Origin of the sequence: Kitasatospora misakiensis (assembly GCF_042656005.1) — a bacterium.
GTDB classification, from domain to species: Bacteria; Actinomycetota; Actinomycetes; order Streptomycetales; family Streptomycetaceae; genus Kitasatospora; species Kitasatospora misakiensis.
In genome coordinates this window covers 81140-103133 of record NZ_JBHSOF010000021.1, presented here as the reverse complement: position 1 = coordinate 103133, position 21994 = coordinate 81140, and the positions used below count along the sequence as shown (strand labels likewise).

Genomic DNA, 21994 nt, shown 5'->3' with positions numbered 1-21994 from the left:
GGTGACCGGGCCCGATCGGGCGGCCGGAGCGGGCCGGGTCGGCGAGCTACTCGGCGACGGCCACGTACCGCCACCGCTCGCCCGGCTTCCCGCCCTGGGAGAAGTCGATCTCCACCCCCGTCAGGGCCTCGCGCAGCCTCGTCTGCATGGCCTCGGAGAGGAAGTGGTGGTGCAGGTCGAGGGACTTCAGGTGGGTGAGCGGCTGGCCGTCCAGGAGCGCCGTCGCGCCCTGGTCGGAGAACACGCCCATCGACAGGTTCAGCGACTCCAGCCGGGCCACCACGGGGGCGTGCGCGAGGGCGGCGGCGATCTCGTCCTGGATCTCGCTGTTCTGCAGACCGAGGTGGCGCAGCGCGGGGAACCGGGTGCCGTCCAGGAACGGCTCCAGGTCGGCCAACTGGGTCGTGCCGCCGTAGTTCGCCACCCCGAGCCAGAACTCCAGCCGCTCCAGCGCGGGCAGCTCGCTCGCCGCGACCGCCCGCGGCACCTCCCCGGGCAGCCCGCCCGACTCGAAGCGCAGCGCCCGCAGGTGCTCGTGCCGCACCGGCTGCAGCCCGATGCCCTCGTCGCCGGCGTAGTCCCCGGCGGCGCCGCGCACTACCAGCTCGGTGAGCAGCGGGAACGCCGTCAGCACCGGCGTCACGTCGACCATCTCGATCCAGGAGATCTCGTTCTCCTCGTACGTGATGTCCCCGATGAACAGCCCGCGCAGCGCCGGCATCCGCTCGGCCGCCTCCAGGATGGCGGCCAGCGGCCCGGCGAAGCTGTCCGGACCGTCGTGCGACCACTCGCCGACCACCAGCGCCGTGACCGCGGTGGTGTCCACCCGGTCGAGGAACTGGCCCCAGCGCGCGATCCAGTCCTGCTCGGCGTCGTACTCGACGGCGATCTTCCAGGCGACGGCGCCCGGCTCGGGCAGCTCGGCGCCGCCGTCGACCACCGTGACGAAGTCGAGGACAGGCAGGCCGTGGAAGTCCTCGATGTGCTTGTTGACCGTCATGCGCTGCTCCTCGGGCGTCTGTGCGGGCCGGGCAACTGTCTACCAGCAGGGACCGACAATCCCTCGCCCGGGGCGGCCGTGGGGCGGCGCCCGGGTCCCCGGCCGTCGCTGGCTCCCGCCGGAGTCGTTGAGCGCACGTCAATTCGGCACCGGTCCGCCGCAGTCGGCGGCCGTTGAGGTCGGTCGGGTGGGGGAGCCCGGTGGAACCGGCTCTGCTGGACACCGGCTCCGCGTCATCGGTCGGGGCGGTGCGGGTCGGGCCGGTCCGGCTCCGACGGGCCGGAGGTGTGCGCCCGGAGGGCCGGTCGGGGCGGCGGACGGTGCGCGGTCGGCCGACACACCATCTCTCCAGAAGCCTCACAGGGAAGCATGGAATCCTCACGGCCTCGGTGTTTAGGCTCCGCATGTGCACGACTACGTGCGCGGCCGGCGGCGAAGGACGGCGACCGGTGTGAGTCCGCTGTCCGGCAGCACAGGGAAGATCATATGAATTACTGCGCGCCCTGCCGCCGCCACCTGAACGGTGCCCTGGCCTGCCCCGGCTGTGGGGCGCCCGCGACCGGCCCGGACGACCTGGCGCCGCCCGGACCCGAGGGCCCGGACGCTGTGCGTCCGCCGTCGGACGCCCCGGATGCGGCCGTCGACGGCGGCGGATCGGCCGAGGGTCGGGCGGGCTCCCGGCGGGCGGTCCGGCGGACCCAGCGGCGGCCCGGGCGGCTCGTGATGTCCGTGCTCGGTGTGGCCGTGGTGGGGCTCGGGGCCGCGGCGCTGGTGGCGAACGGGTCCGAAGAGATGCCGGCCGAGGCGGCCACGGGGCCGTCGGTCACCGCCGGGTCGCCGGACGGCGCCTCCGCGCAGCCGCAGGCGTCCTCGGCCTCGTCGGCCCCGGCCCCGACCTCCTCGGCCACCCAGCCTCCCGCCAGCAGGACGCCTTCCGCGTCCGGCTCGTCCTCCCCGGCCTCCGGGTCCGCCGCCCCGTCGTCCCCGGCGGGCGGGAACGGCGGCGCCCCGACGTCGGCCACCGGCGGCACGCCGGGCCGGAGCACGCCCGCCTCGGCGCCGCCCGCGCCGCCGGCGCCGAGCAGCGCTCCGGCGACCGCACCGCCGTCCGTGCCGAGCCCGCCCTCGACGTCCACCGCGCCCCCGTCGGGCACGGGGACGCCGACGGGCACGCCGAGCCCGCGGGCGACGCAAACCTGCACACCGTTCCTGTTCTGGTGCACCTGAGGGCGCCGACGACCGGGCGGGCCCGGCAGGCCCGCCGGGCCCGCCGGGCTCCGCGGCTCAGGCCGCGAACACCTCCCGGATCTCGTTGATCTTGCCCTCGCCGTCCAGGGCGATCTCGTAGTTCAGGCCCGGGCTGCAGACACCGGCGTCCGGGCTGTGCTCCAGGCACGCGCCGATGTGGTTCCACAGCTCGCCGACCACCACGGTCCGGTACTGGCCCGACCCGGGCTGGAGCTGCGCCTTCACCTCCTGGGCGAACATCAGCGCCTTCTGAGCCCCGGTCGGCTGCCACGCGCCGGTGGCGCCGGCGCAGACGTAGCCGGTCTCCTGGTACGTCACGGTGTCCTGGCGCGGCTGCTTGACCGGGTGGATCACCCGGTGGTTGCCGTTCGGCTTCGGCGTGGCGCAGGCGCCTCCCGGCGCGGCGGCGGACGGCTGGCCGGCCGAGGGCTGGGCGGCTGAGGGCTGAGCGGCCGGGGGCTGTGCGGCGGACGACTGGGCGGGCGCCGCCGCGGTGTCGGAGCCGTCGTCGGGGCCGCAGGCGGCGAGGACCAGGACGGCGGCGGCCGCGGTGACGGCGGCCAGGGCGGTGCGACGAGATGACATGGTGACAGATCCCCCTGTTGGTACATGTACGGGTCGACCCCCGGGGCCGACGGTCGCACAGACTATCGACCGCCACTGACCTCCTGCCTCATCAGCCCCACCGTTCACCCAGGTCACCCGGGCATCGGGGGTCGTTGTCAGACCCCTGCCCTAAGGTCCGAGACGTGGAAATCCGATGCGTCGTCGGATCGGCGAGGGAGAGCTGATGTTCCGTCAGGGAGACGTACTGCTGGTGCCGGTGGGGGAGGCTGTGCTGCCGGCCCGGGTGGGGTCGCTGGCGCCGCAGCCCCGGGATGCGCGGGGCCGGCTGGTGCTCGCGCTGGGCGAGGTCACCGGGCACGCGCACGCCGTGGTCGGACCGGGGGAGCTGCGGCGCGAGTCCGGGCCGTTCGGGGTGGCGTGGCTGCACCTGCCGGAGGGCGGGCGCGTGGTACACGAGGAGCACGCGGCGATACCGCTGGCGAAGGGCTGGTACCGGGTGGTCCGCCAGCGCGAGTACATGCCGGGCGCGGTGCGGGTGGTCGCGGACTGACGGCAACCGCGCGCCGGGGCGCGCGGCGGCGGGGCACGACAGACGCGGGACGGACACGAGGCAGGGCGGGCGCGAGGCGTCCGCGGCACGGCCGGGCGGGCGCCCGGGCGGGAACGGAGAGTGTGAGGGTGATGGTGACTGGACAGGCTGCGGTGGACGTTCACGCCGAGGTGACGGCCGAGGTGACGATCGAGGCGGCGGCCGGTTCGGCGCTCGTGTCGGCGATCGGGGTGCCGGCCGAGGTGACGGCCCGTTGGCGGGCGGCCGCCGCCGCGACCGGCCCGGCCGACCGCGCCGGGGTCGAGCGCGCGGTGCGGGCCGCCTACCGGGCCGCCGGCCTGGCCGAACCGGCCGAGATCAGGTGGTTCGGCTCGCCGCTGGCCGCCGCCGAGGCGGCGCTGGAGCTGCGTGCGGCCGGGGCCGTGACCGTCCGCGAGACGGTCCGGACCCTGCCGTGGGACGCGGTCCGGCGACAGGCCGTCGAGCGGACCGGCGCGGCCGGCTGGGCGCCGCTCTGGGCGCTGACCGGCGGCGAGCTCGGCCCGGTGACCAACGCGCTCGCCGATCGCATCCGCGGCGCCCTGCTCGACCGGCTCGCCCCCGAGCCCGACACCGAGCCCGACACCGGCGACGCCCAGGAGCAGCGCGTCGCCGCCCGGCTCGCCCTGCTCGACGCCGTCCGCGGCCAGCACGACGCGCCCTGGTTCGCGGCCTTCGAGGCGGCCGGGGTGCTGGGCGCCGAACCGGGCGGCGGGTCCGCGGGCGAGCCGGGCGGGGCGATCGCCGCGCTGGCCGAGGTGGCGCGCCACGCCGGCTGGTGGTGGCCGTACGCGGAGGTGGCGCTGGTCAGCGAGCGCCCGGTGGCCCTGCACCGCGACGAGGCGGGCCGGCTCGACCGCGCCGACGGTCCCGCCCTCGAATACGCCGACGGATTCACCCTGCACGCCTGGCGGGGCATGCCCGTCCCGGCGGAGTTCCTGGCCGGGCTCGGTGCCGTCACCGTCGAACGGATCCGCACCGAGGAGAACGCCGAGCTGCGCCGCGTCCTGCTGGAGCACTACGGCTACGAGCGGTACCTCGCCGACTCCGGCGCCGAACCGGTGCACCGGGACGAGACCGGCGTGCTCTGGCGGATCCAACTGCCCGACGACGAGCCGGTGATGATGGTCGAGGTGGTCAACTCGACCGCCGAGCCCGACGGCACCTTCCGCACCTACTGGCTGCGGGTGCCGCCCAGCACGCGCACCGCCCGAGCCGGGGTGGCGTGGACCTTCGGCGTCACGGAGGAGGAGTACCGCCCGCAGCGCGAGACCTGAGCACGCGTTTCCCCACCGGTGGGCCCGCCGGACGGCCCACCGCCACCGGAACGCGGCACCGCCCGCGCCGGGGACGGGCGCGGGCGGTGCGGGCTCGGTGGGGAAACGGGGGGTGGGGCGGTGGGGTCAGTGGACGTCGATGCCGTCGAAGGAGCCGATGATGGCGTCGCCGCCGACGTTGGTGATCTCGCCGTCGGCGAGCTGGTTGCCGGTCCCGATGACGGTGATGGTGGTGGTGTTCACCGTCACCTCGTCGGCGAAGGCCTGGGCGGGGAGGGAGATGGCGCCGACAGCGGCGATGAGGACGGCGAACGTACGGACGGTGCGGTACATGGCGTAATTCCCTTCGTAAACCAACGGTGCTTCGAACCCTAGGGATCGGTCCGTCGCGAAAGGGCGGAATGTCACCCGAACGGGGTGAGGTGCGTGTCGCCGCCGGCCGCTCCGTCGTGGGGCGCGCGGAGCAGGCCAGGTCGGACCGGAGCCGTGGCCGATGTCCAGCACCCGGTCGCCCGGTCGCGGCGGGCGGGGCGGCGGGCGGGCGCGCGCAACGAGCCTGGATCGCGGGCCTGCCGCCTGGATAGGCTGCGTGCGGATCATGATCCACCGAGGTGATCACGGGGAGATGCCACCGCATGAACACACCACCAGCGCCGCACGGGGCGGAGCACGCCGACGGAGCGTCCGTCCGGATCGGCGTCCTCGTTCCGCTGACCCGACCTGGTTGGGCCGAGGCGGGCCGGCACCTGCTCGCCGGGCTCGAACTGGCCGCCCGCGAGGTCAATGACGCGGGCGGGATCGCCGGCCGGCCGGTCGAACTGCTGGTCCGGGACACCGCGGCCGATCCGCAGCGGGCCGCGGCGGCCGTGGAGGAGTTGGCCGGCCTGGGCGTGGCCGCGCTGGCGGGGGAGTACCACAGCGTGGTCGCACGCGCCGCAGCCGCTGCGGCGGACGCCCTCGGCCTGCCCTTCCTGTGTTCGTCGGCGGTGCTCGACGCGCTCACCGACCGTCCGGCGGAGGGGGTCGCCCGCATCGCCCCGGCGCAGTCGCACGGCTGGCGGATCTACGCCGACTTCCTGCTCGGCGCCGGCCACCGCCGCATCGCCGTGGCGGCCGAGCCGAGCGTCTACTGGGCGTCCGGGACCGGCATCCTGCGGGACCGGTTCGCCTCACGCGGCGGCACCGTCGTCGAGTTCGACATGCGGGCGCTCACCCCCGAGGCCGCTTGCGACGAGCTCGCCGCCGACGGCGCGACCGCCCTCCTCCTCCTGGTCGGACACCCGGACCCGGCGGTGCCGATCGTCCAGGCCGTCCGCCGCGCCCGGCGCCTCGCCGGGATCACCGTCGGCGCCCCGGCCGGGCAGCCGGAGTTCCCCTCCTGGGCGGGGCTGTTGGGCGACGACGGCGCCGGCGTTCCGTTCCTGCGCTACCTGCCCGAGCGCTTCGGCCCCCTCGGCGCACGTGTCGGGACGGCCCTGCGCGAGCGGTTGGGCGAAGCGCCCTCCTTTGTCGCCTTCGAGGGCTACGACACGGTGACCGTCCTGGCCGAGGCGCTGCGTTCGTACGGCACCGACCGGGCGCGAATCGCCGAAGCCTGGCCGCACCTCGCGGTCGAGGGCACCCGGGGGCCGATCCGGTTCTCCCGGCCGTCGGGCAGCGGCCTGTGGCAGTGGGCCTGGGCGCCGGTCCAGGTGGTCGACCGGGACCCGGCGGAACCCGGCCGCTTCCGGGTCCTGCACACCGGCTGACCACATCGGTTGACCGCGCCGGCTGACCGCACCCGGCGGGCCGCCCACCGGGCGCGTCGGTCGTCCGTACTGGTACGGCGGCGGTGGTGGTCAGTTCGCCGCGGGCCGGTAGACGGTCAGCGCCCGGCGGGACTTGGCGAGCCGGAGCGCACCGGTCGCGGGCACCGACTCGCCGTCGACCGCCAACCGGTCGGCGTCGCCCAGCGCGTCCAGATCGAGGCCCCGGAGGCGGGCGGCGTGGTAGACGCGGGAGCGGGCGAGGGTGCCGGACAGGAACGCCGTGGCGAGCCTGGTCCGGGCGAACGGCCGGCTGCCGTCGACCACCCGGACGTCCAGCAGACCGTCGGCGAGCCCGGTCCGGTGGGTCGGGGCGAAGCCCGGCGGGTCGTAGGCGCCGTTGCCCGCGAACAGCAGCCACAGTTGCCGCTCCCGTCCGCCCGCCCGGACGGTGACCGGCTCACCGTTCACCAGCACCCGCGCGGTGGCCACGGCGAGCGCCGGCCACTTGCCCAGCCGGTCCTCCAACGACTCCCGCAGCTTGACCAGTTCGGGATAGACACCCAGGCTGAAGGTGTTGAGGAAGTACCGTTGCCCGGTGTCGTCGGCGGCCACGCCGAGGTCCACCCCGCACGCGCTGCCGGTGGTCACGGCCGCGGCCGTCGCCTCGAAGTCCTCGATGCCGAGATCCAGCGCGAAGTGGTTGAGGGTGCCGCCGGGGAAGACCGCCAGCGGCAGGTCCCGCTCGACGGCCAGCCCGGCCGCCAGGTTGACGCTGCCGTCACCGCCGCAGACCCCGAGCGCTCCGTCGGCCGCCGCGGCCCGGTCGGCGGCCTCGGCGAGGAGGGCGGGCAGGTCGTCCTCGGGCCCGCAGAGCCGGACGTCGGCCAGTGGCAGCAGCGCACGCAGTTCGGCGGCCGTGTCCTCGGGATCACCGGCCGTCAGCGCGCCGCTGCCGGAACCGGAGTTGACCACCACCGACAGGCCCGCCCCCTCCGCCAGCGCGGGGGCCGACCGGCGCGCCGGACCGGCGGGCGGCCGCAGGTGCGAGGAGCGGGGCCACCAGCGCAGCGTGAGCACCGCGATCGCGGAGCCCAGGGCGAACCCCGCCAGGACATCGCTCGGGTGGTGCGCGCCGGTGTAGACCCGGGAGACGCCGACGGCCAGCGCGACCGGCGCCATCACGGCCGCCGCCGCCGGGGACTCGATCGCGACCGCCGTGGCGAAGGCGGCCGCGGAGGCGGAGTGGCCGGAGGGGAAGGAGGTGGTGATCGGCTGGCGGAGCAGCCGCCGGGCGACCGGAACCGGGTCGAGCAGCGGACGCGGGCGCCGGGTCAGCTGCTTGGCGGCCACATTGGCCGTCCAGGAGGCGAGCGCCAGGGCACTCACTCCGCGCAACGCCGCCCGCCGTCCGGTCCGCCCGCCGACGGCCCCGAGCACGGCGGCGGCGCCGAACCACAGCTTCCCGTGGTCGGCGGCGTGGCTGAGCCGCCACAGCGAGCGGCCGACCTTTGACCCGGCCCCGAACGGGCGGTGGGACAGGGCGATCCGGTTGAACAGAGCCTGGTCGATGAGCTCCAGTCGTCTCATCCGAACCAGCCTAGACGCGCCCGGTGCCCGGCGCGCGCTGAGCACGCGCGCGCCGGGCGGCGGGCGGACGGCGGGCGGACGACGCGGGGAACTCCGGGGTACCCGGCACGGTTGAGTACGGGTACTCAGGCGCCGCCCGAGGCACCCGAACAGACTGGTGGACAGGACCCCGCCCCCACCGGAACCGAGGACGCACCCCACCGCCATGCTGAGCCGAACCGCCGCCCTCCTCCTGCCCGCCTTCGGCCACCTCCGCATCACCGCCGACGCCGCGGGCCCCGACGCTGCGGACCCCGACGCCGCATGCCCTGATCACGCGGGCCCCGCCGCGCCCGCCCCCGTCCCCGCCGTCGCACCCGGCAGCATCGTCGCGGCCAACCACACCTCGCTCGCCGACCCCGCCGTGGTGCTCGCCGCCCTGCACCGGCTCGGCGCCCGCCCGGTCGTGCTGGCCACCGCCGGCCTGTGGCGGATCCCGGTGCTCGGCACGCTGCTGCGCCACGAGGGGCACATCGCCGTGCACCGCGGCACCGCGCGGGCGGCGGAGTCGCTCGACGCGGCAGCCGCGGCACTGGCGGCCGGACGGGTCGTGCTGATCTACGGCGAGGGCGGGCTGCCCCACCGCCGGGACTCCGGCGAACGGGCGCCCGGCCCCTTCCGCAGCGGCCTGGCCCGCCTCGCGCACGCCACCGGCGCACCGGTGGTCCCGCTCGGCCAGGCCGGGTCCCGCCGGCTCACCTCGGGCGGGCCGATGAAGCAACTCGCCGGTCTGGCCACCGCGCCCGTCCGCCGCCCCACCCTGCACGTCCACCTCGGTGCCCCGCTCCACCTGCCCGCCGACACCGCCGGGGCGACCGCCCGCGCCCACCAGGCCGTCACCGCAGCCTGGACGGAGGCCGCCCGCCGGGCCGCCGCCCGAGGGGCGGAGGGCGCCGTTCCGTAAACCTGTCGACAGCGGCCACGCGATTGGGAATGCTGGCCCGCGATGACCAGAATCAATGACACTCCTCCCGCCTGGGACGAGCGCACCCAGCTGACCACGTTCCTCGACTACGCCCGTGACACCGTCCGCGCCAAATGCGAGGGCGTCACCCCGGAGAACGCCCGCAAGGCGCTCCTGCCGGGCTCACCACTGATGACCCTGAGCGGAATCGTCAACCACCTCCGCTGGGTCGAGTACTACTGGTTCCAGGTGGTCTTCCTCGGCGAGGAGGACCAGGGCCCCTGGACCGTGGAGGACCCCGACCGCGAAATGCGGATCGCCGTCGACTTCCCCTTCCCGCAGTTGCTCGACGAGTACGCCGAGCAGGGCGCCCGCTACCGCGAACTGGTCGCCGGGAGCGACCTCGCCGACCGGGCGAAGCGACCGATCCGCAACGGCCTTCATGTGGACCTGCGCTGGATCCTCCTCCACCTCACCGAGGAGACCGCCCGCCACAACGGCCACCTCGACATCCTGCGCGAGCTGCTCGACGGCACCACCGGCGACTAGCCAGGACCGCTCGGCCGGCTCGCGTCGCCCGCGCTTCCCCGTCGAGGGCCACCGGGAGCGCCCGCGCGAGCTGGACGCCCTGGCTGCACGCCCTGAACCGGGCGGAGGGACCGTTCGAGGCCCACTCCGCCCGGTTCCGTGTGGAGGAGGGCAAGCCCTGACACCGAAGCCGCCCGGCTCGGACCGGGTCAGCCCGCGGTGGCCAGGTCGAGGTACGCGTCGCTCCACAGGTCCTCGTCGCCGCCGGGCAGCAGCAGGACCCGGTCGGGGCGCAGCGCCTCGATCGCGCCCGGGTCGTGGGTGACCAGCACGATCGCGCCCGGGTAGGTGCCCACCGCCGCCAGCACCTCGGCGCGGGAGGCCGGGTCGAGGTTGTTGGTGGGCTCGTCGAGCAGCAGCACGTTGGCGCCCGAGTGGACCAGGCCGGCCAGCGCCAGCCTGGTCTTCTCGCCGCCGGACAGCACCCCGGCCGGCTTGTCGGCGTCGTCGCCGCGGAACAGGAACGCGCCGAGCACGTGCCGCAGTTCGCCGTCGCCGAGGCCCGGCGCGGCCGCGGCGAGGTTCTCCCGGACGGTGCGGGCCGGGTCGAGGGTGTCGTGCTCCTGGGCGAAGTAGCCGAGCCGCAGCCCCGCCCCGGGGACGACGCGCCCGCCGTCGGGGGCCTCCCGGCCGGCCAGGATCCGCAGCAGGGTGGTCTTGCCCGCGCCGTTGTGCCCGAGGACGACCAGTCGGCTGCCCCGGTCGACGGCGAGGTCGAGGCCGTCGAGCACGGTCCGCCCGCCGTAGGACTTGGCGAGGCCGACCGCGCCGAGCGGCATCCGGCCGCAGGGCGCCGGTTCGGGCAGCCGGATGCGGGCGGTGCGCTCGGCCTGGCGGACGGGTTCCAGCGCGGCGAGCATCCGGTCGGCCCGGCGGGCCATCGAGCGGGCGCTGACGGCGGTGGCGACGTTGGACCGCATCCGGTCGGCCTGAGCGTGCAGGGCGGCGGCCTTCCGTTCGGCGTTGGCGCGCTCGCGGGTGCGGCGGCGCTCGTCGGCGGCGCGCTGCGCGAGGTAGGCGGCCCAACCGGTGTTGTGGACGTCGACGGTGGCGCGCTGCGGGTCGAGGTGGAACACCCTGTTGACGGTGGACTCCAGCAGCGGCACGTCGTGGCTGATCAGGACGAGCCCGCCCGGGTAGCCGGCCAGGAAGCCGCGCAGCCAGCCGACGGCGTCGGCGTCCAGGTGGTTGGTCGGCTCGTCGAGCAGCAGGGTGTCGTGGTCGGCGAAGAGGATCCGGGCCAGCTCCACCCGGCGCCGCTGGCCGCCGGAGAGCGCGCCGAGCGGGCTGTCGAGCAGCCGGCCGGGCAGGCCGAGGCCGGCGGCGACCTGGGCGGCCTCGGCCTCCGCCGGATAGCCGCCGCGGGCCTGGAACTCGGCCTCGGCGCGGGCGTAGGCGGCCATGGCGCGGCGCTGGGCGTGCTCGTCGCGGGCATCGGCCATGGCGCTCCCGGCGGCGCGCAGCTCCTGGACGGCGGTGTCCAGACCGCGCGCGGAGAGGATCCGGTCGGTGACGGTGACGGCCGGGTCGGCGGCGCGGGAATCCTGCGCGAGGTAGCCGACCGGGCCGGTACGGGTGACGGTGCCGGCGGCGGGCCGGAGCCGGCCGGCGAGGGTGGCGAGCAGGGTCGTCTTGCCGGCGCCGTTGCGGCCGACCAGGCCGATGCGGTCGCCGGGGGCGATGTGGAGGGTGAGGTGGGACAGCAGGAGGCGGGCGGCGACGCGCACGTCGACACCACGGGTGGTGATCATGAGGATGACGCTCCGTAACGACTGACGGACACGCGGGTGGCGTGGAGGCGGGTCCGTCAGCTAGGAAACGCGGGGCGTCGACATGGCGCCGAGATTAACGTGCGACGCCGGTGGAGCGCATCCGAATTATCCCGGGGCCCCGCTCAGCCGCTGCGCAGCACCGCCGCGAGGACGGAGGGCCGGAACAGCGCCGTCGGCGGGGCGACCAGCGACATCACCTCGTGGAACACCGCCGCAGCACCCCCAGGTACGGCGTGTCCGGCGCCTTGCACTGCAGGTACAGCGCCGACCAGTCGGCGGGGGCGTCGGCCGGGCGCCGGAAGAAGCGGCTCGCGTAGACGACGCCCGCGTCCACCCGCTCCTCGGGCGCCGGCGGGCAGCCGAGCTCCCGCAGCCAGGCAGGCAGCCAGCCATCGCCGACGTCCGCCCGCTCGCCTCGACCACCAGCTCGGCGGGCAGCTCCCGGACGGCGCTCCGGTCGGCGTCGTGCCCGCGCTCCCGCACCCGGACCCCGGTCACCGCGGCCGCCGAACCGGTCAGTCCCACCGCCTCGGTGCCCTCCAGGAACTCGATCGACGGCTCGGTCCTGACCCGCTCCAGCACCACGGAGTCCAGCACCGGCCGGGTGCAGGAGAAGAACGCCAGCGCGGCCGGGTACTCGGCTATCCACCCGGCCGCGCTCAGCCACCGCAGACCACCCGAAAGGGCGACCCGCACGGCGCCCGCGTCCGTCGGCCGGTAATCGAACCAACGGCGTGTGCAGCCGAGTTGACGAAACGCCATACCGGCGCGCGCCGGAGCGCACCCGGTCGCGGAACGCCCCCGCGAGCCCCGCGCGGGGCGTGTGCGGCACCCGGGGCGTACTCCGGGGCAAGCCGCGGCCCCACCCCCGGTCGAAGCGGCCTTCCGGCGGGTACTACACTCAAGGAGGTTGTGAAGGCACCTCGTTCGGTGAGGCGTCGCCACGGACACAGGCCACTGACCCCACGACGTCGAGAGACGCCCAGGGTCAGGACAGGTCTCCCCGGCCTAAGGGGTGACCCCAAGTGGCTGCACCCCTCGGGACCATCCCGGGTGCTACGCCGTGGCGTGCCAAAGCTCTGACGAGATTCAAGGGGTGCCCACCCGACGTCGTGGCGCCCCTGCGCGCCCGCTCGGCGGTGTGGAGCCTCCTGGTGGCCCGGTCACGGCGACCCCGCGCGGGCGCCCCGACGGCGAGGAGGTGAGAGCAATGGAGTGCAGTAGTAGTCCGGGTCGAAGTCGGCCCCTCCCCAGGACGTCCCCCACATCTCCTGGCACCCGGCACCCCTCCTCCCGTACCGCTCCCGACCCCCGCCGCCGCACCGCCCGCCGCTGACCCCGGCGCGGCAGCGCGCGGCCCGGGCGCCGTGCGCGGTGGAGGACGGCCGGGCGCCTCCCGCCCCGCCCCGCACCCGCGACCTGCCCCGTCCCCGGGTGCGGCGGCCCCCGAACCGCGGAGGTACCCCGTCATGTCCGACTGGCGTGTGCGCGCAGTGCGCGCGAGCAAGCGTCCGTTCATCCGCCCCGCCACCCCGGCGACCTGCGACAGCGTCAACCAGCCCGCCCCCGAGCAGTCGATGGACCCGCGCCCGGACCAGCCGGCCGAGCACGTGAGCCTGGAGCGCTCCGTCGTCGACGCCGGCGTCTACCGCGACGGGCACCGGTTGCCGTCCGCCACCAACCTCGCCGACGTCTACCGCGAACTCCCCGGCAAGCCCGGCACGATGGCCTGGATCGGGCTCTACCGCCCCGCCGAGGCCCAGCTGCTGGAGGCCGCCGAGCGCTTCAACCTGCACGAACTGGCCGTCGAGGACGCCATCGTGGCCCACCAGCGCCCCAAGCTGGAGCGCTACGGCGACACCCTCTTCGTGGTGCTGCGCGCCGCCCGCTACCTGGACGACGTGGAGGAGGTCGACTTCGGCGAGATCCACCTCTTCGTCGGCCCCGACTTCGTCCTCACCGTCCGCCACTCCCAGGCCCCCGACCTCTCAGCCGTCCGCCGCCGCCTGGAGGCCGACCCCGAACTGCTCGCCCTCGGCCCCGAAGCCGTGCTCTACGCCGTCCTTGACGCCGTGGTCGACGGCTACGCCCCGGTCATCGCCGGCCTCCAGCACGACATCGACGAGATCGAGACCGAGGTGTTCGGCGGCGACCCGCAGGTCTCCCGGCGCATCTACGAACTCTCCCGCGAGGTCATCGAGTTCCAGCGCGCCACCCGCCCGCTGCTGGAGATCATGCGGAGCCTGGAGGCCGGCTTCGAGAAGTACGGCACCGACGAGGAACTGCGCCGCTACCTCCGCGACGTCGCCGACCACGCCACCTACGCGGCCGAACGGGTCGACGGCTTCCGCCAGATGCTGCAGAACATCCTCACCGTCAACGCCACCCTGGTCTCCCAGCGCCAGAACGAGGAGATGAAGCAACTCGCCGAGGCCGGCCACGTCCAGAACGACGAGATCAAGAAGATCTCCTCCTGGGCCGCCATCCTCTTCGCCCCGACCCTCATCGGAACCGTCTACGGCATGAACTTCACCACCATGCCCGAACTCAAGTGGGCCTTCGGCTACCCCTTCGCGATCGCCCTGATGGCCCTCGTCTGCACGAGCCTCTACCTCATCTTCAAGCGCCGCAACTGGCTGTAGCGGGCAGCCCGGCCGACTCCGCCGCCGAGGCGAAGCGCCTCCCCTTCAGGGGGGAGGGCGCCGTCCCCGTGGTGGCGGGGGCGGATCCGTCGGTGGGGGCATGGGCGGGTGGTCGGTGTGCGTGTTAGTTTCCGGCGCATGGGATCACGTGGGGGACGTGGGGTGGCGGCGCAGCAGGCGGTCGAGGGGCTGCGGGAGCTTGTCGGGGCGGGGCTGACGGCCGAGCAGGTGTTTCGCAGGGCGGATGAACTGATGCGGGGGGTGCTGGAGTTCGACGCGGTCTGCTGGCACTCGGCGGACCCGGCGACGGGGTTGGTGACCTCGGTGCTGAGTGACGACCTCAGTCTGGAGGGGTTCGAGAACGCCGTGCGGCTGGAGGTGTGGGCCGAGGACGTGGCGACCTTTCCCGCGATCCGGCGCAGCGGGGTCCGGGCGGAGACGCTCAGCCGGGCGACCCGGGGGCGGCCGGCGGAGAGCGTGCGGTTCCGGGAGCAGATCGGTCCGGCCGGGTTCGGCGACGAACTGCGGGCGGTGTTCGACGCGCACGGCGGGATGTGGGGCTGCGCGGCCTTCATGCGGGTGGCCGACCGGGGGCCGTACCTGGCCCGGCAGCGCGAGTTCGCGGACCTCGCGGCCCGCCATCTCGGCAACGCGCTGCGGGCCTGTCATGTGCCGCCGGTCGGTGGGGAGCCGGACCGGTCGGCGGTCGAGGGTCCGGCGGTGGTGGTGCTGGGCCGGGGGAACCGGCCGATCGCGATCTCCGGTCCGGCGGAGGAGTTGCTCGGTCGGCTGGCGGACCCGAGCCGGACCTCCCTGCGGGTGCCGACGGCCTTCGTGATGGCCGCAGAACAGGCCCGCCGGGTGGTCCGCGGTCTGCCCGTGCCGCAGTCGAAGATCCGGGTGCGGGACGGCGAGGGCCGTTGGTACGTGCTGCACGGCTCGGCCCTGAAGGGCGGCGCCGAGGACCAGGTGACGGTGGTGGCGGCCCCGGCGACGCCCGCCGACGCGATGCCGCTGTACCTCTCGGCGTACGGGCTGACGGCGCGGGAGCAGGAGGTGGCGCTGCTGCTGGTGCGCGGGTGCGACACCCGGGACGTGTCGCGGCTGCTGGCGATGAAGCCGTACACGGTGCAGGACCACCTGAAGTCGGTGTTCGCCAAGGCGGGTGTGGCCAGTCGGCGGGAGCTGGTCGCGCGGATCATGCTCGGTGGCGGGGTGTCGTAGCGGCGGGTCCGGGGGTGTACGTTCGGACGGGTCGGTGGCGGGCGGGACGAGCCCCGACCGGCTGCGGGAACCATCGATCGTTAGCTGACAACGGGGGGCCCCGCACCGGGGCCCGTCGGGCCGTCCGGAGGGGGCCAGGAATGGGCATGGAGGAGACCGCCGGTTCGGCGGGCAGTGGTCAGGGCGGGGCGGGCGGTGCGGGCTCCGGGCCGACGGGTGGTCAGGAGACCGCGGAGGTTGGGGACGAGGGCCAGGAAGCAGGCGCGGGCAGCGCCGAGGGCGACGGGGCCGGGGCGGCGGGGAAGAAGGCGGGGAAGAAGGCGGGGAGGAAGGCCGAGAAGAAGAAGCGGCCGTTCTGGCAGGAGCTGCCGATCCTGGTCGGTATCGCCCTGGTGCTCTCGCTGGGCATCAAGACCTTCTTCGTCCAGGCGTTCTCCATCCCCTCGGGCTCGATGCAGCACACGCTGGAGAAGGACGACCGCGTCCTGGTGGACAAGCTCACCCCGTGGTTCGGCGCGGAGCCGGAGCGCGGTGAGGTGGTGGTCTTCAAGGATCCGGGCGGCTGGCTGGACACGGTGCCGCGGGTCAAGGGCAACGGCTTCGTCGAGGGCATCCGGACGGCGCTCAGCACGGTCGGCCTGCTGCCCTCCGACAACGAGAAGGACCTGATCAAGCGGGTGATCGGGGTCGGCGGCGACACCGTCGAATGCCGGGAGGGCAGCCCGGTCAAGGTCAACGGCGTGGCGCTGGACGAGCCCTACCTCTTCCCGGGCGCGACGCCCTGCGGGGACGCACCGGTGGGCGTGGTGACGGTGCCCAAGGACCACCTGTGGGTGATGGGGGACCACCGCAACGACTCGCGCGACTCGCGTTTCCACGTCAACGAGCCGGGCGGCGGGTTCGTCCCGGTGAAGAACGTGATCGGCCGGGCCTTCGTGATCGCCTGGCCGCTGTCGCGCTGGGACACCCTGTCGGTGCCGGACACCTTCGACCGGAAGGGGCTCGCGGCCGGGGCGGCGGACGGCCTCGGTGGGCGCGCCGGGGACCGGCCGACCGAGCCGTCGGCGCCGGAGGCCGCCGCGTTGGCCGCGGCCGTCCCGTTCGCGCTCTGGCAGCGCCGCCGGGCGAAGCAGCCGTAAGCGCCCGCCGTAAGCACCCGCCGCCGTCTCCGCCCCGGTTGTCCCGGGGCCGGGGTCGGCGGCGGTTCCGTGTCAGGCGGGGCCGTGCCAGTCCGGCGTCGTGCCGTAGCGGGCGAGGAAGAGGTCGACGCCCGCCTCGATGACCCGGGTGAGTTCGGCGTCGTCCACGGGCGTGGTGGGCGCGAAGGTGTGCACCAGCTGCGGGATGCCGACGGTGGTGGCCACCAGCTGCTGGACGGCGAGCTTCGGGTCGGACACGGACAGCTCGCCCTTGGCGGTGAGGCCGGTGAGCAGCTCGACCAGCGGGCCGTTGTTCATGTCGTAGGTGACCCGGTACCAGAGCTGGCCGAGCTGCGGGAAGCGGTCGATCTCGCCGATCACCAGGCGGCGCAGCAGCATGATCTCGGGGCGCAGCAGGATCCGGGCCAGCTCGGTCGCGTGGCGGACGAGCGCCGTGCGCAGGTCGGGGGCGTCGGCGAGGGCGCGGGCGGGCGGCGTCAGATCGGCGTAGGTCTTGGGCAGTACACCGCCGACGACGGCCAGGAACAGGCGCTCCTTGCTGCCGAAGTGCTTGTAGATGGTGGCCTTGGAGACGCCGGACCGGCTGGTGATGACGTCCATGGAGGCGGCCGAGTACCCCTCGGCGAGGAACTCCGCGAGGGCGGCGTCGATGATGGCCTGACGCTTGCGCGTCGCGGCGTCGCCCGGCGCGGGGATGATCGGCATGCCGTACTCGTCGGTGGCGTCCTGGCGCTCGGCTCCCATGCGTCCGTCCTTCGTCCTTCGTCGGGGGTGGGAAGGGACTTCCCGGAGAGGGTGGGGGGTACTGCGACGGGATGGTACCGACCGATTGGGGTGGTAGTGACCGGTCCGGGTGATTGGACCGTTCAGTATAGGAACTGAACCGTTTGGTCGGCAAAGGCCGCGAGCACCGGACCGGCGGCGACCCCGGCCGGGAAGGCCAGGTTGAACAGGCCGATCGCGCCGCCCTGGCGCTCCGGGTCGAGACCGCCGACCGCGGAGCCCGTGAGTACCCCCTGCCCGCCGGCCGTGACCAGGGAACTGAGACCCGAGCCGAGCAGGACGAGCGCCGGCCAGGGGGCGAAGGCCGCGGCGCCGGCCGCCGCCAGCGAACCCGCCGTCAGGAGCACCCGGACCCGCCCGCTCCCCAGTGCCGGGGCGAACCGCACCAGTTGCCAGGAGAGCAGCGCCCCGCCGAGCGCGACGGCCGCGACGGCGGCGCCGGTCGGCAGCGGGCCCCAGCCGGTGAGGGCGGCCACGCGGCGCGGGGCGCCGTACACCAGGGCGAAGTTGACGGTGGCGACCGCGAGCATGAGCAGCGCCGGCCGGCGGAAGGCGACCCGGCGCAGCAGCCCCAGGGGCAGCGCGTCGCGGAACCGTCCGCTGGCGACCTTAAGGGTGTCCCGCCGTCCGGCCGAGCGCAGGGCGGCGGGGAGCACCGCCAGCGCGAGCAGCGGCATGACCAGGGCGGCCCGCCAGCCGAGCAGTTGCGCGGCGCCCGCGCCGACGAACAGGCCGAGCGTGCCGCCGGCCGCGTTGCCGATCGCGACCAGCCCGGTGGAGCGGCCGGTGCGGTCGCGTCCGGCGGTCCGGAAGGCCGCGACGGTCAGCCCGGCCGCGCCGGCGGCCTCCATCGTCCGCTCGGCGGCCAGCGGCAGCAGGGCGGCGGGCGCGGCCTGGACGATCGCGGCGCCGAGCGCGACCAGGGCCGCGCCGGACCGGATCAGGGCGCCGGGGCCGTGCCGTCCGGCGGCGGCGGCCAGCAGCGGGGTGCGGAGCAGCAGGCCCAGGCCGTACGCGGTCATCAGCCAGGCGGCCGAGCCGGTCGGGACGTGCAGGGCGGGCGCGGCGGCGGGCAGGGCCAGGCTCGGTCCGGAGATCCCGCTCGCGGCGGCGGCGAGCAGCACGGCCGCGCCCGCCGCCCCCGGGGCCCGCCGCCCCGGCGCGACGGCACCGGTGCGGCGGACGGCGGTGCGGGGGGCAGCGGTGCGGTGTGGCGGGCCGGACCGGACCGGCGCGGTGGTGCGGTTCGGCGCGGTGGGACGGGCGAGGCGGGCCGGGAAGGCGCTCATACCGGCATCCGACCCATCAGACCGCGGGAGAAGTCCTGCTCGGCCTGCCGGATCTCGGCCACCGTGTTCATCACGAACGGCCCGCTGCGGGCGACCGGTTCGCCGATCGGCTCGCCGGCCAGGACGAGGACCTCGGCCGGTCCGTCCACGGCCCGGACGGTGAAGGTCCCGCCGTCGTGGTCGAGGACGGCGAGGTGGCCGTCGGGCAGCGGGACGCCGGCGGTCTCGGCCCGCCCGGTCAGCGTGTAGAACGCGGCGGTGTGGTGGGTCGGCGCGGTGAACTCCGCCGACCCGCCGGCCGCGAGCCGGGCGTGCACCACCAGGACCGGGGTGTGCGTCTCGAAGGGCGCGGTCACGCCGTGGGTCGTGCCGGCGACGACGGTCAGCTCGGCGCCCTCGGCGGTCCGGACCACCGGGAGGTCGGCGGCCTCGGCGTTCTGACTGCGCGGCGGCACGCCCTTGTACCGCGCGGGCAGGTTCACCCAGATCTGCAGCATGTGCTGGCGGCCGCCGGCGGCGAGGAACTCCGGCGTCGGCAGGGCCTCGTGGACGATGCCCGAGCCGGCGGTCAGCCACTGGACGCCGCCGGCGCGGACCACGGCCCGGTGGCCGCGCGAGTCGGCGTTCGCGATGTCGCCGTCGATGACGTACTGGATCGTCTCGAAGCCGCGGTGCGGGTGCGGGGGCGCGCCCTTGGCCTCGCCCGGGCCGAGCTCCACCGGACCGACCTGGTCGACCATCAGGAACGGGTCGAGGAGGGGGAGGTCGCCGGTGGGGAAGGGGCGGCGGACGGGGAAGCCGGCGCCCTCGAAGGTGTGGAACGGGGAGACGACGCGGGCGACGGAGCGCCCGGCCGCCGAAGCGGTCTGTGCGGGTGTCGTGGTCATGGATCGACTGAACTACACCATTCAGTTCAATGTCAAGACTGAACAGTTCAGTTGACATGGTGAACTGATCCGTCTAGTTTTTTCGGTGTCGACACCGACAGCCACACCGGCAGCCCCACCATCACCACCAAGGAGCCCGTCATGACCGCGTCCAAGATCCTCGCCATCTCCGGCTCGCTGCGCGCCGACTCGCACAACACCCGACTCCTGTATGCCGCGCAGAAGTTCAACCCGGGCGGCCAGGAGATCGAGATCTACGAGGGCCTGCGCGACATCCCCCCGTACGACCTGGACCTCGACACCCCCGAGCTGCGGCCGGCCATCGTCCAGGACCTGCGCCGCCGGGTCGCGGAGGCCGACGGCCTGCTGATCGCGACCCCCGAGTTCAACTACTCGATCCCCGGCGTGCTCAAGAACGCCATCGACTGGATCAGCACCGACTGGACCCGCACCGAGGGCCTGCCGCTGCACCGCAAGCCGACCGCCATCCTCGGCGCCGCGCCGACCAACTTCGGCACCGTCCGCGCCCAGCTGGCGCTCCGCCAGGTCTTCGTCTGGACGGAGACCGACGTCGTGGTGAAGCCCGAGGTCATCGTCTTCCGGGCACACGAGCGCTTCGACGAGGAGGGCAACCTCACCGACGAGATGACCATCGGCCTGCTCCAGGGGCTGCTCACCGCCCTCCAGGAGAAGATCGACGCCAAGGCGGAGCGCGCGGCCCGCGGCTGACCGTCCGGCAGCGACACCACGAACGAACGGGGGGAAACCGTCATGTCAGCCACCACCGTCACCACGACCGGTACCACTGGCACCACCAGCACCACCGTCCCGGTCACCGCCACCCACCTGGGCACCGCCACCGTCCTGCTGCGGATCGGCGACCTGACCGTCCTCACCGACCCGGCCCTCGACCCCGGCCCGGCCGACTACCCGGCGGCCCGTCCGCTGCGCCGCACCGCCGGCCCGGCGCTCACCGCCGACCGACTGCCGCCGATCGACCTCGTCCTGCTCTCCCACGACCAGCACGCCGACAACCTCGACCCGACCGGCCGGACCGTCCTCGCCCGCGCCACCACCGTGCTCACCACCCCCGAGGCGGCCGAGCGGCTCGGAGGAGCGGCCGAGGGCCTGGCGACCTGGGAGAGCCGCCGGATCACCGCCGGCACCACCGCCGTCACCGTGACCGCCACACCCGCCCGGCACGGACCGGCCGGCACCGAGGAGGTCACCGGCCCCGTCACCGGCTTCGTCGTCGAGTACGAGGGCGGCACGCTCTACCTCTCCGGCGACACCGTCCGCCACGACGCGCTGGCGGCCATCGCCGAACGCTTCACCGTCGACACGGCCTTCCTGCACCTGGGCGACGCGCACTTCCCGTCCACCGGCGACCGGGCCTTCTCGATGAGCGCCCGCGAGGGGGCCGAACTCGCCCGCACCCTCGGCGCCCGCACCGTGGTCCCGGTCCACTACGAGTCCTGGGAGCACCTCGGCGAGGACCCGGCCCGCATCGCCGAGGCCTTCGCCGCCCCCGACCTGGCCGGCCGCCTGCGCCGTCTCGTCCCCGGCGTCCCCGAGCAGCTGTGAGCGGCTCCGAGCGTCCGAGCACCACCCCCTCCCGCCCCCGCCCGACCGATCGTCAGCACCGGACCCAGCAGAGGAGCACACCCGTGTCCACGACCTCCGCCCGCACCGCCGACGCGACCCACAGCACCGACGCAGCCCGCAGCACCGACGTGACCCGCAGTACCGCAGGCGCGCACACCGAGGTGCGCCACCGCACCGTGGAGATCAACGGCCTGCCGGTCTTCTACCGCGAAGCCGGGGACCCGACCCGGCCGACCCTGGTCCTGCTGCACGGCTTCCCCAGCAGCTCGGCGATGTTCCGCAACCTGATGCGCGACCTCGCCGACTCCTACCACCTCGTCGCCCCCGACCATCTGGGCTTCGGTCAGTCCGCCACCCCACCCGTCGACGCGTTCGACTACAGCTTCGAGAGACTCACCGAGTACACCCTCGCCCTGCTCCACGCCCTCGGCATCGACCGGTTCGCCCTCTACGTCCAGGACTACGGCGCCCCGATCGGCCTGCGGATCGCCTCCCGGCACCCGGAGCGGGTCACCGCGCTGATCAGTCAGAGCGGTAACGCCTACCTGGAGGGCTTCACCCCGTTCTGGGACGTGCTGTTCGCCCACGCCGGGGACCGCGCCACCCACGAGCCCGCCGTCCGCGAACTGCTCACCGCCTCGGCCACCCACTGGCAGTACACCCACGGCGTGCCCGCGGACCGGCTGGACCGGATCTCCCCGGACACCTGGGCCCTCGACCAGGCCGGGCTCGACCGCCCCGGCAACCAGGAGATCCAGCTCCAGCTCTTCTGGGACTACCAGTTCAACCTCGACGGCTACCCGGCCTTCCAGGAGTACTTCCGGACGCACCGCCCGCCGACCCTGGTCGCCTGGGGGCGCAACGACGAGATCTTCGGCCCGGCCGGCGCCGAGGCCTTCGCCCGCGACCTCCCCGACGCCGAGATCCACCTGCTCGACGCCGGACACTTCGCCCTGGAGACGCACGGACCGGAAATCGCCGCGCTGATCCGGGACTTCCTCGGCCGTCACCTCTGACCCCGGGGACCGGGCACGGGCCCGGTCCCCGGAGCCCCGGGACCGTCCGCCCGTTCCTCCTCCATCACG

The 21994-nt window shown here is 74.8% G+C and carries 22 protein-coding genes and 1 riboswitch; of the genes, 12 read left to right on the top strand and 10 right to left on the bottom strand.

All coding sequences use genetic code 11. The annotated features are described in order from the left end of the window. Positions 1–46: 46 nt before the first annotated feature. The 3 genes from ACFP3U_RS18145 to ACFP3U_RS18135 all read right to left on the bottom strand — a co-directional run bounded on the left by ACFP3U_RS18145 (position 47) and on the right by ACFP3U_RS18135 (position 2833). Positions 47–1000, bottom strand: coding sequence for an STM4015 family protein (locus tag ACFP3U_RS18145; RefSeq protein WP_380226583.1), 954 nt, complete (start codon positions 998–1000; stop codon positions 47–49). Positions 1001–1491: 491 nt separating this feature from the next. Next, positions 1492–2202, bottom strand: coding sequence for a hypothetical protein (locus tag ACFP3U_RS18140; protein ID WP_380226582.1), 711 nt, complete (start codon positions 2200–2202; stop codon positions 1492–1494). An 82-nt stretch (positions 2203–2284) separates the two neighbouring features. After that, complete coding sequence (locus tag ACFP3U_RS18135; RefSeq protein WP_380226581.1) at positions 2285–2833, bottom strand: hypothetical protein; 549 nt, start codon at positions 2831–2833, stop codon at positions 2285–2287. A gap of 205 nt (positions 2834–3038) precedes the next feature. Between ACFP3U_RS18135 and ACFP3U_RS18130 the strand changes: the two genes are divergently transcribed. Both ACFP3U_RS18130 and ACFP3U_RS18125 read left to right on the top strand, forming a co-directional pair. Continuing rightward, positions 3039–3365, top strand: a complete 327-nt coding sequence (locus ACFP3U_RS18130) for a hypothetical protein (RefSeq protein ID WP_380226580.1) — start codon at positions 3039–3041, stop codon at positions 3363–3365. A 131-nt stretch (positions 3366–3496) separates the two neighbouring features. Then, the gene (locus ACFP3U_RS18125) at positions 3497–4681 is read left to right on the top strand and encodes a DUF6745 domain-containing protein (protein ID WP_380226579.1); all 1185 of its coding nucleotides are present in this window, start codon (positions 3497–3499) and stop codon (positions 4679–4681) included. Positions 4682–4807: 126 nt separating this feature from the next. On the opposite strand, the gene ACFP3U_RS18120 is transcribed toward ACFP3U_RS18125, so the two are convergent. Next, positions 4808–5014, bottom strand: a complete 207-nt coding sequence (locus ACFP3U_RS18120; RefSeq protein WP_380226578.1) for a hypothetical protein — start codon at positions 5012–5014, stop codon at positions 4808–4810. Positions 5015–5316: 302 nt separating this feature from the next. Here ACFP3U_RS18120 and ACFP3U_RS18115 point away from each other — a divergent pair, with 302 nt between their 5' ends. Continuing rightward, the gene (locus ACFP3U_RS18115; protein WP_380226577.1) at positions 5317–6429 is read left to right on the top strand and encodes an ABC transporter substrate-binding protein; all 1113 of its coding nucleotides are present in this window, start codon (positions 5317–5319) and stop codon (positions 6427–6429) included. Between the two features lie 90 nt (positions 6430–6519). On the opposite strand, the gene ACFP3U_RS18110 is transcribed toward ACFP3U_RS18115, so the two are convergent. Continuing rightward, positions 6520–8016 carry a bifunctional phosphatase PAP2/diacylglycerol kinase family protein gene (locus tag ACFP3U_RS18110; protein WP_380226576.1) on the bottom strand — a complete coding sequence of 499 codons (1497 nt, stop codon included), beginning with the start codon at positions 8014–8016 and terminating at the stop codon, positions 6520–6522. A 205-nt stretch (positions 8017–8221) separates the two neighbouring features. Between ACFP3U_RS18110 and ACFP3U_RS18105 the strand changes: the two genes are divergently transcribed. Continuing rightward, positions 8222–8959, top strand: coding sequence for a lysophospholipid acyltransferase family protein (locus tag ACFP3U_RS18105; RefSeq protein WP_380226575.1), 738 nt, complete (start codon positions 8222–8224; stop codon positions 8957–8959). 42 nt (positions 8960–9001) lie between these two features. Next, complete coding sequence (locus ACFP3U_RS18100; RefSeq protein ID WP_380226574.1) at positions 9002–9508, top strand: DinB family protein; 507 nt, start codon at positions 9002–9004, stop codon at positions 9506–9508. 188 nt (positions 9509–9696) lie between these two features. Here the strand turns inward: ACFP3U_RS18100 and ACFP3U_RS18095 are convergent, their stop codons facing one another. Continuing rightward, entirely contained in the window at positions 9697–11298 is a 1602-nt protein-coding gene (locus ACFP3U_RS18095; RefSeq protein WP_380226573.1) for an ABC-F family ATP-binding cassette domain-containing protein, read from the bottom strand. Positions 11299–11512: 214 nt separating this feature from the next. Further along, a complete protein-coding gene (locus ACFP3U_RS18090; protein ID WP_380226571.1) occupies positions 11513–11653 on the bottom strand; it encodes a hypothetical protein in 141 nt (46 codons plus the stop codon). Between the two features lie 198 nt (positions 11654–11851). Between ACFP3U_RS18090 and ACFP3U_RS18085 the strand changes: the two genes are divergently transcribed. From ACFP3U_RS18085 to lepB, 4 genes are all read left to right on the top strand, one after another. Further along, complete coding sequence (locus tag ACFP3U_RS18085) at positions 11852–12040, top strand: hypothetical protein (RefSeq protein ID WP_380226570.1); 189 nt, start codon at positions 11852–11854, stop codon at positions 12038–12040. Between the two features lie 194 nt (positions 12041–12234). After that, positions 12235–12413, top strand: a riboswitch (M-box (ykoK) riboswitch). A 375-nt stretch (positions 12414–12788) separates the two neighbouring features. Continuing rightward, positions 12789–13961, top strand: coding sequence for a magnesium and cobalt transport protein CorA (locus ACFP3U_RS18080; protein ID WP_380226569.1), 1173 nt, complete (start codon positions 12789–12791; stop codon positions 13959–13961). A 162-nt stretch (positions 13962–14123) separates the two neighbouring features. Next, positions 14124–15185, top strand: coding sequence for a helix-turn-helix transcriptional regulator (locus tag ACFP3U_RS18075; RefSeq protein WP_380226568.1), 1062 nt, complete (start codon positions 14124–14126; stop codon positions 15183–15185). A 146-nt stretch (positions 15186–15331) separates the two neighbouring features. Further along, positions 15332–16324: a signal peptidase I gene (gene lepB / locus ACFP3U_RS18070; RefSeq protein ID WP_380226567.1), complete on the top strand. Its 993-nt coding sequence runs from the start codon at positions 15332–15334 to the stop codon at positions 16322–16324. A 72-nt stretch (positions 16325–16396) separates the two neighbouring features. Here lepB and ACFP3U_RS18065 read toward each other — a convergent pair whose 3' ends face one another. From ACFP3U_RS18065 to ACFP3U_RS18055, 3 genes are all read right to left on the bottom strand, one after another. Next, the gene (locus tag ACFP3U_RS18065; protein ID WP_380226566.1) at positions 16397–17089 is read right to left on the bottom strand and encodes a TetR/AcrR family transcriptional regulator; all 693 of its coding nucleotides are present in this window, start codon (positions 17087–17089) and stop codon (positions 16397–16399) included. A gap of 122 nt (positions 17090–17211) precedes the next feature. Next, positions 17212–18417, bottom strand: a complete 1206-nt coding sequence (locus tag ACFP3U_RS18060) for an MFS transporter (protein WP_380226565.1) — start codon at positions 18415–18417, stop codon at positions 17212–17214. After that, entirely contained in the window at positions 18414–19304 is an 891-nt protein-coding gene (locus tag ACFP3U_RS18055) for a pirin family protein (protein WP_380226564.1), read from the bottom strand. Before ACFP3U_RS18055 ends, ACFP3U_RS18060 begins: the two co-directional genes overlap by 4 nt. Positions 19305–19445: 141 nt before the next feature. Between ACFP3U_RS18055 and ACFP3U_RS18050 the strand changes: the two genes are divergently transcribed. From ACFP3U_RS18050 to ACFP3U_RS18040, 3 genes are all read left to right on the top strand, one after another. After that, positions 19446–20033: an NADPH-dependent FMN reductase gene (locus ACFP3U_RS18050; protein ID WP_380226563.1), complete on the top strand. Its 588-nt coding sequence runs from the start codon at positions 19446–19448 to the stop codon at positions 20031–20033. A gap of 42 nt (positions 20034–20075) precedes the next feature. Next, positions 20076–20888 (top strand): MBL fold metallo-hydrolase, encoded by an 813-nt coding sequence (locus tag ACFP3U_RS18045; RefSeq protein WP_380226562.1) that lies wholly within the window; start codon positions 20076–20078, stop codon positions 20886–20888. A 182-nt stretch (positions 20889–21070) separates the two neighbouring features. Continuing rightward, a complete protein-coding gene (locus ACFP3U_RS18040) occupies positions 21071–21925 on the top strand; it encodes an alpha/beta fold hydrolase (protein WP_380226600.1) in 855 nt (284 codons plus the stop codon). Positions 21926–21994: the final 69 nt, after the last annotated feature.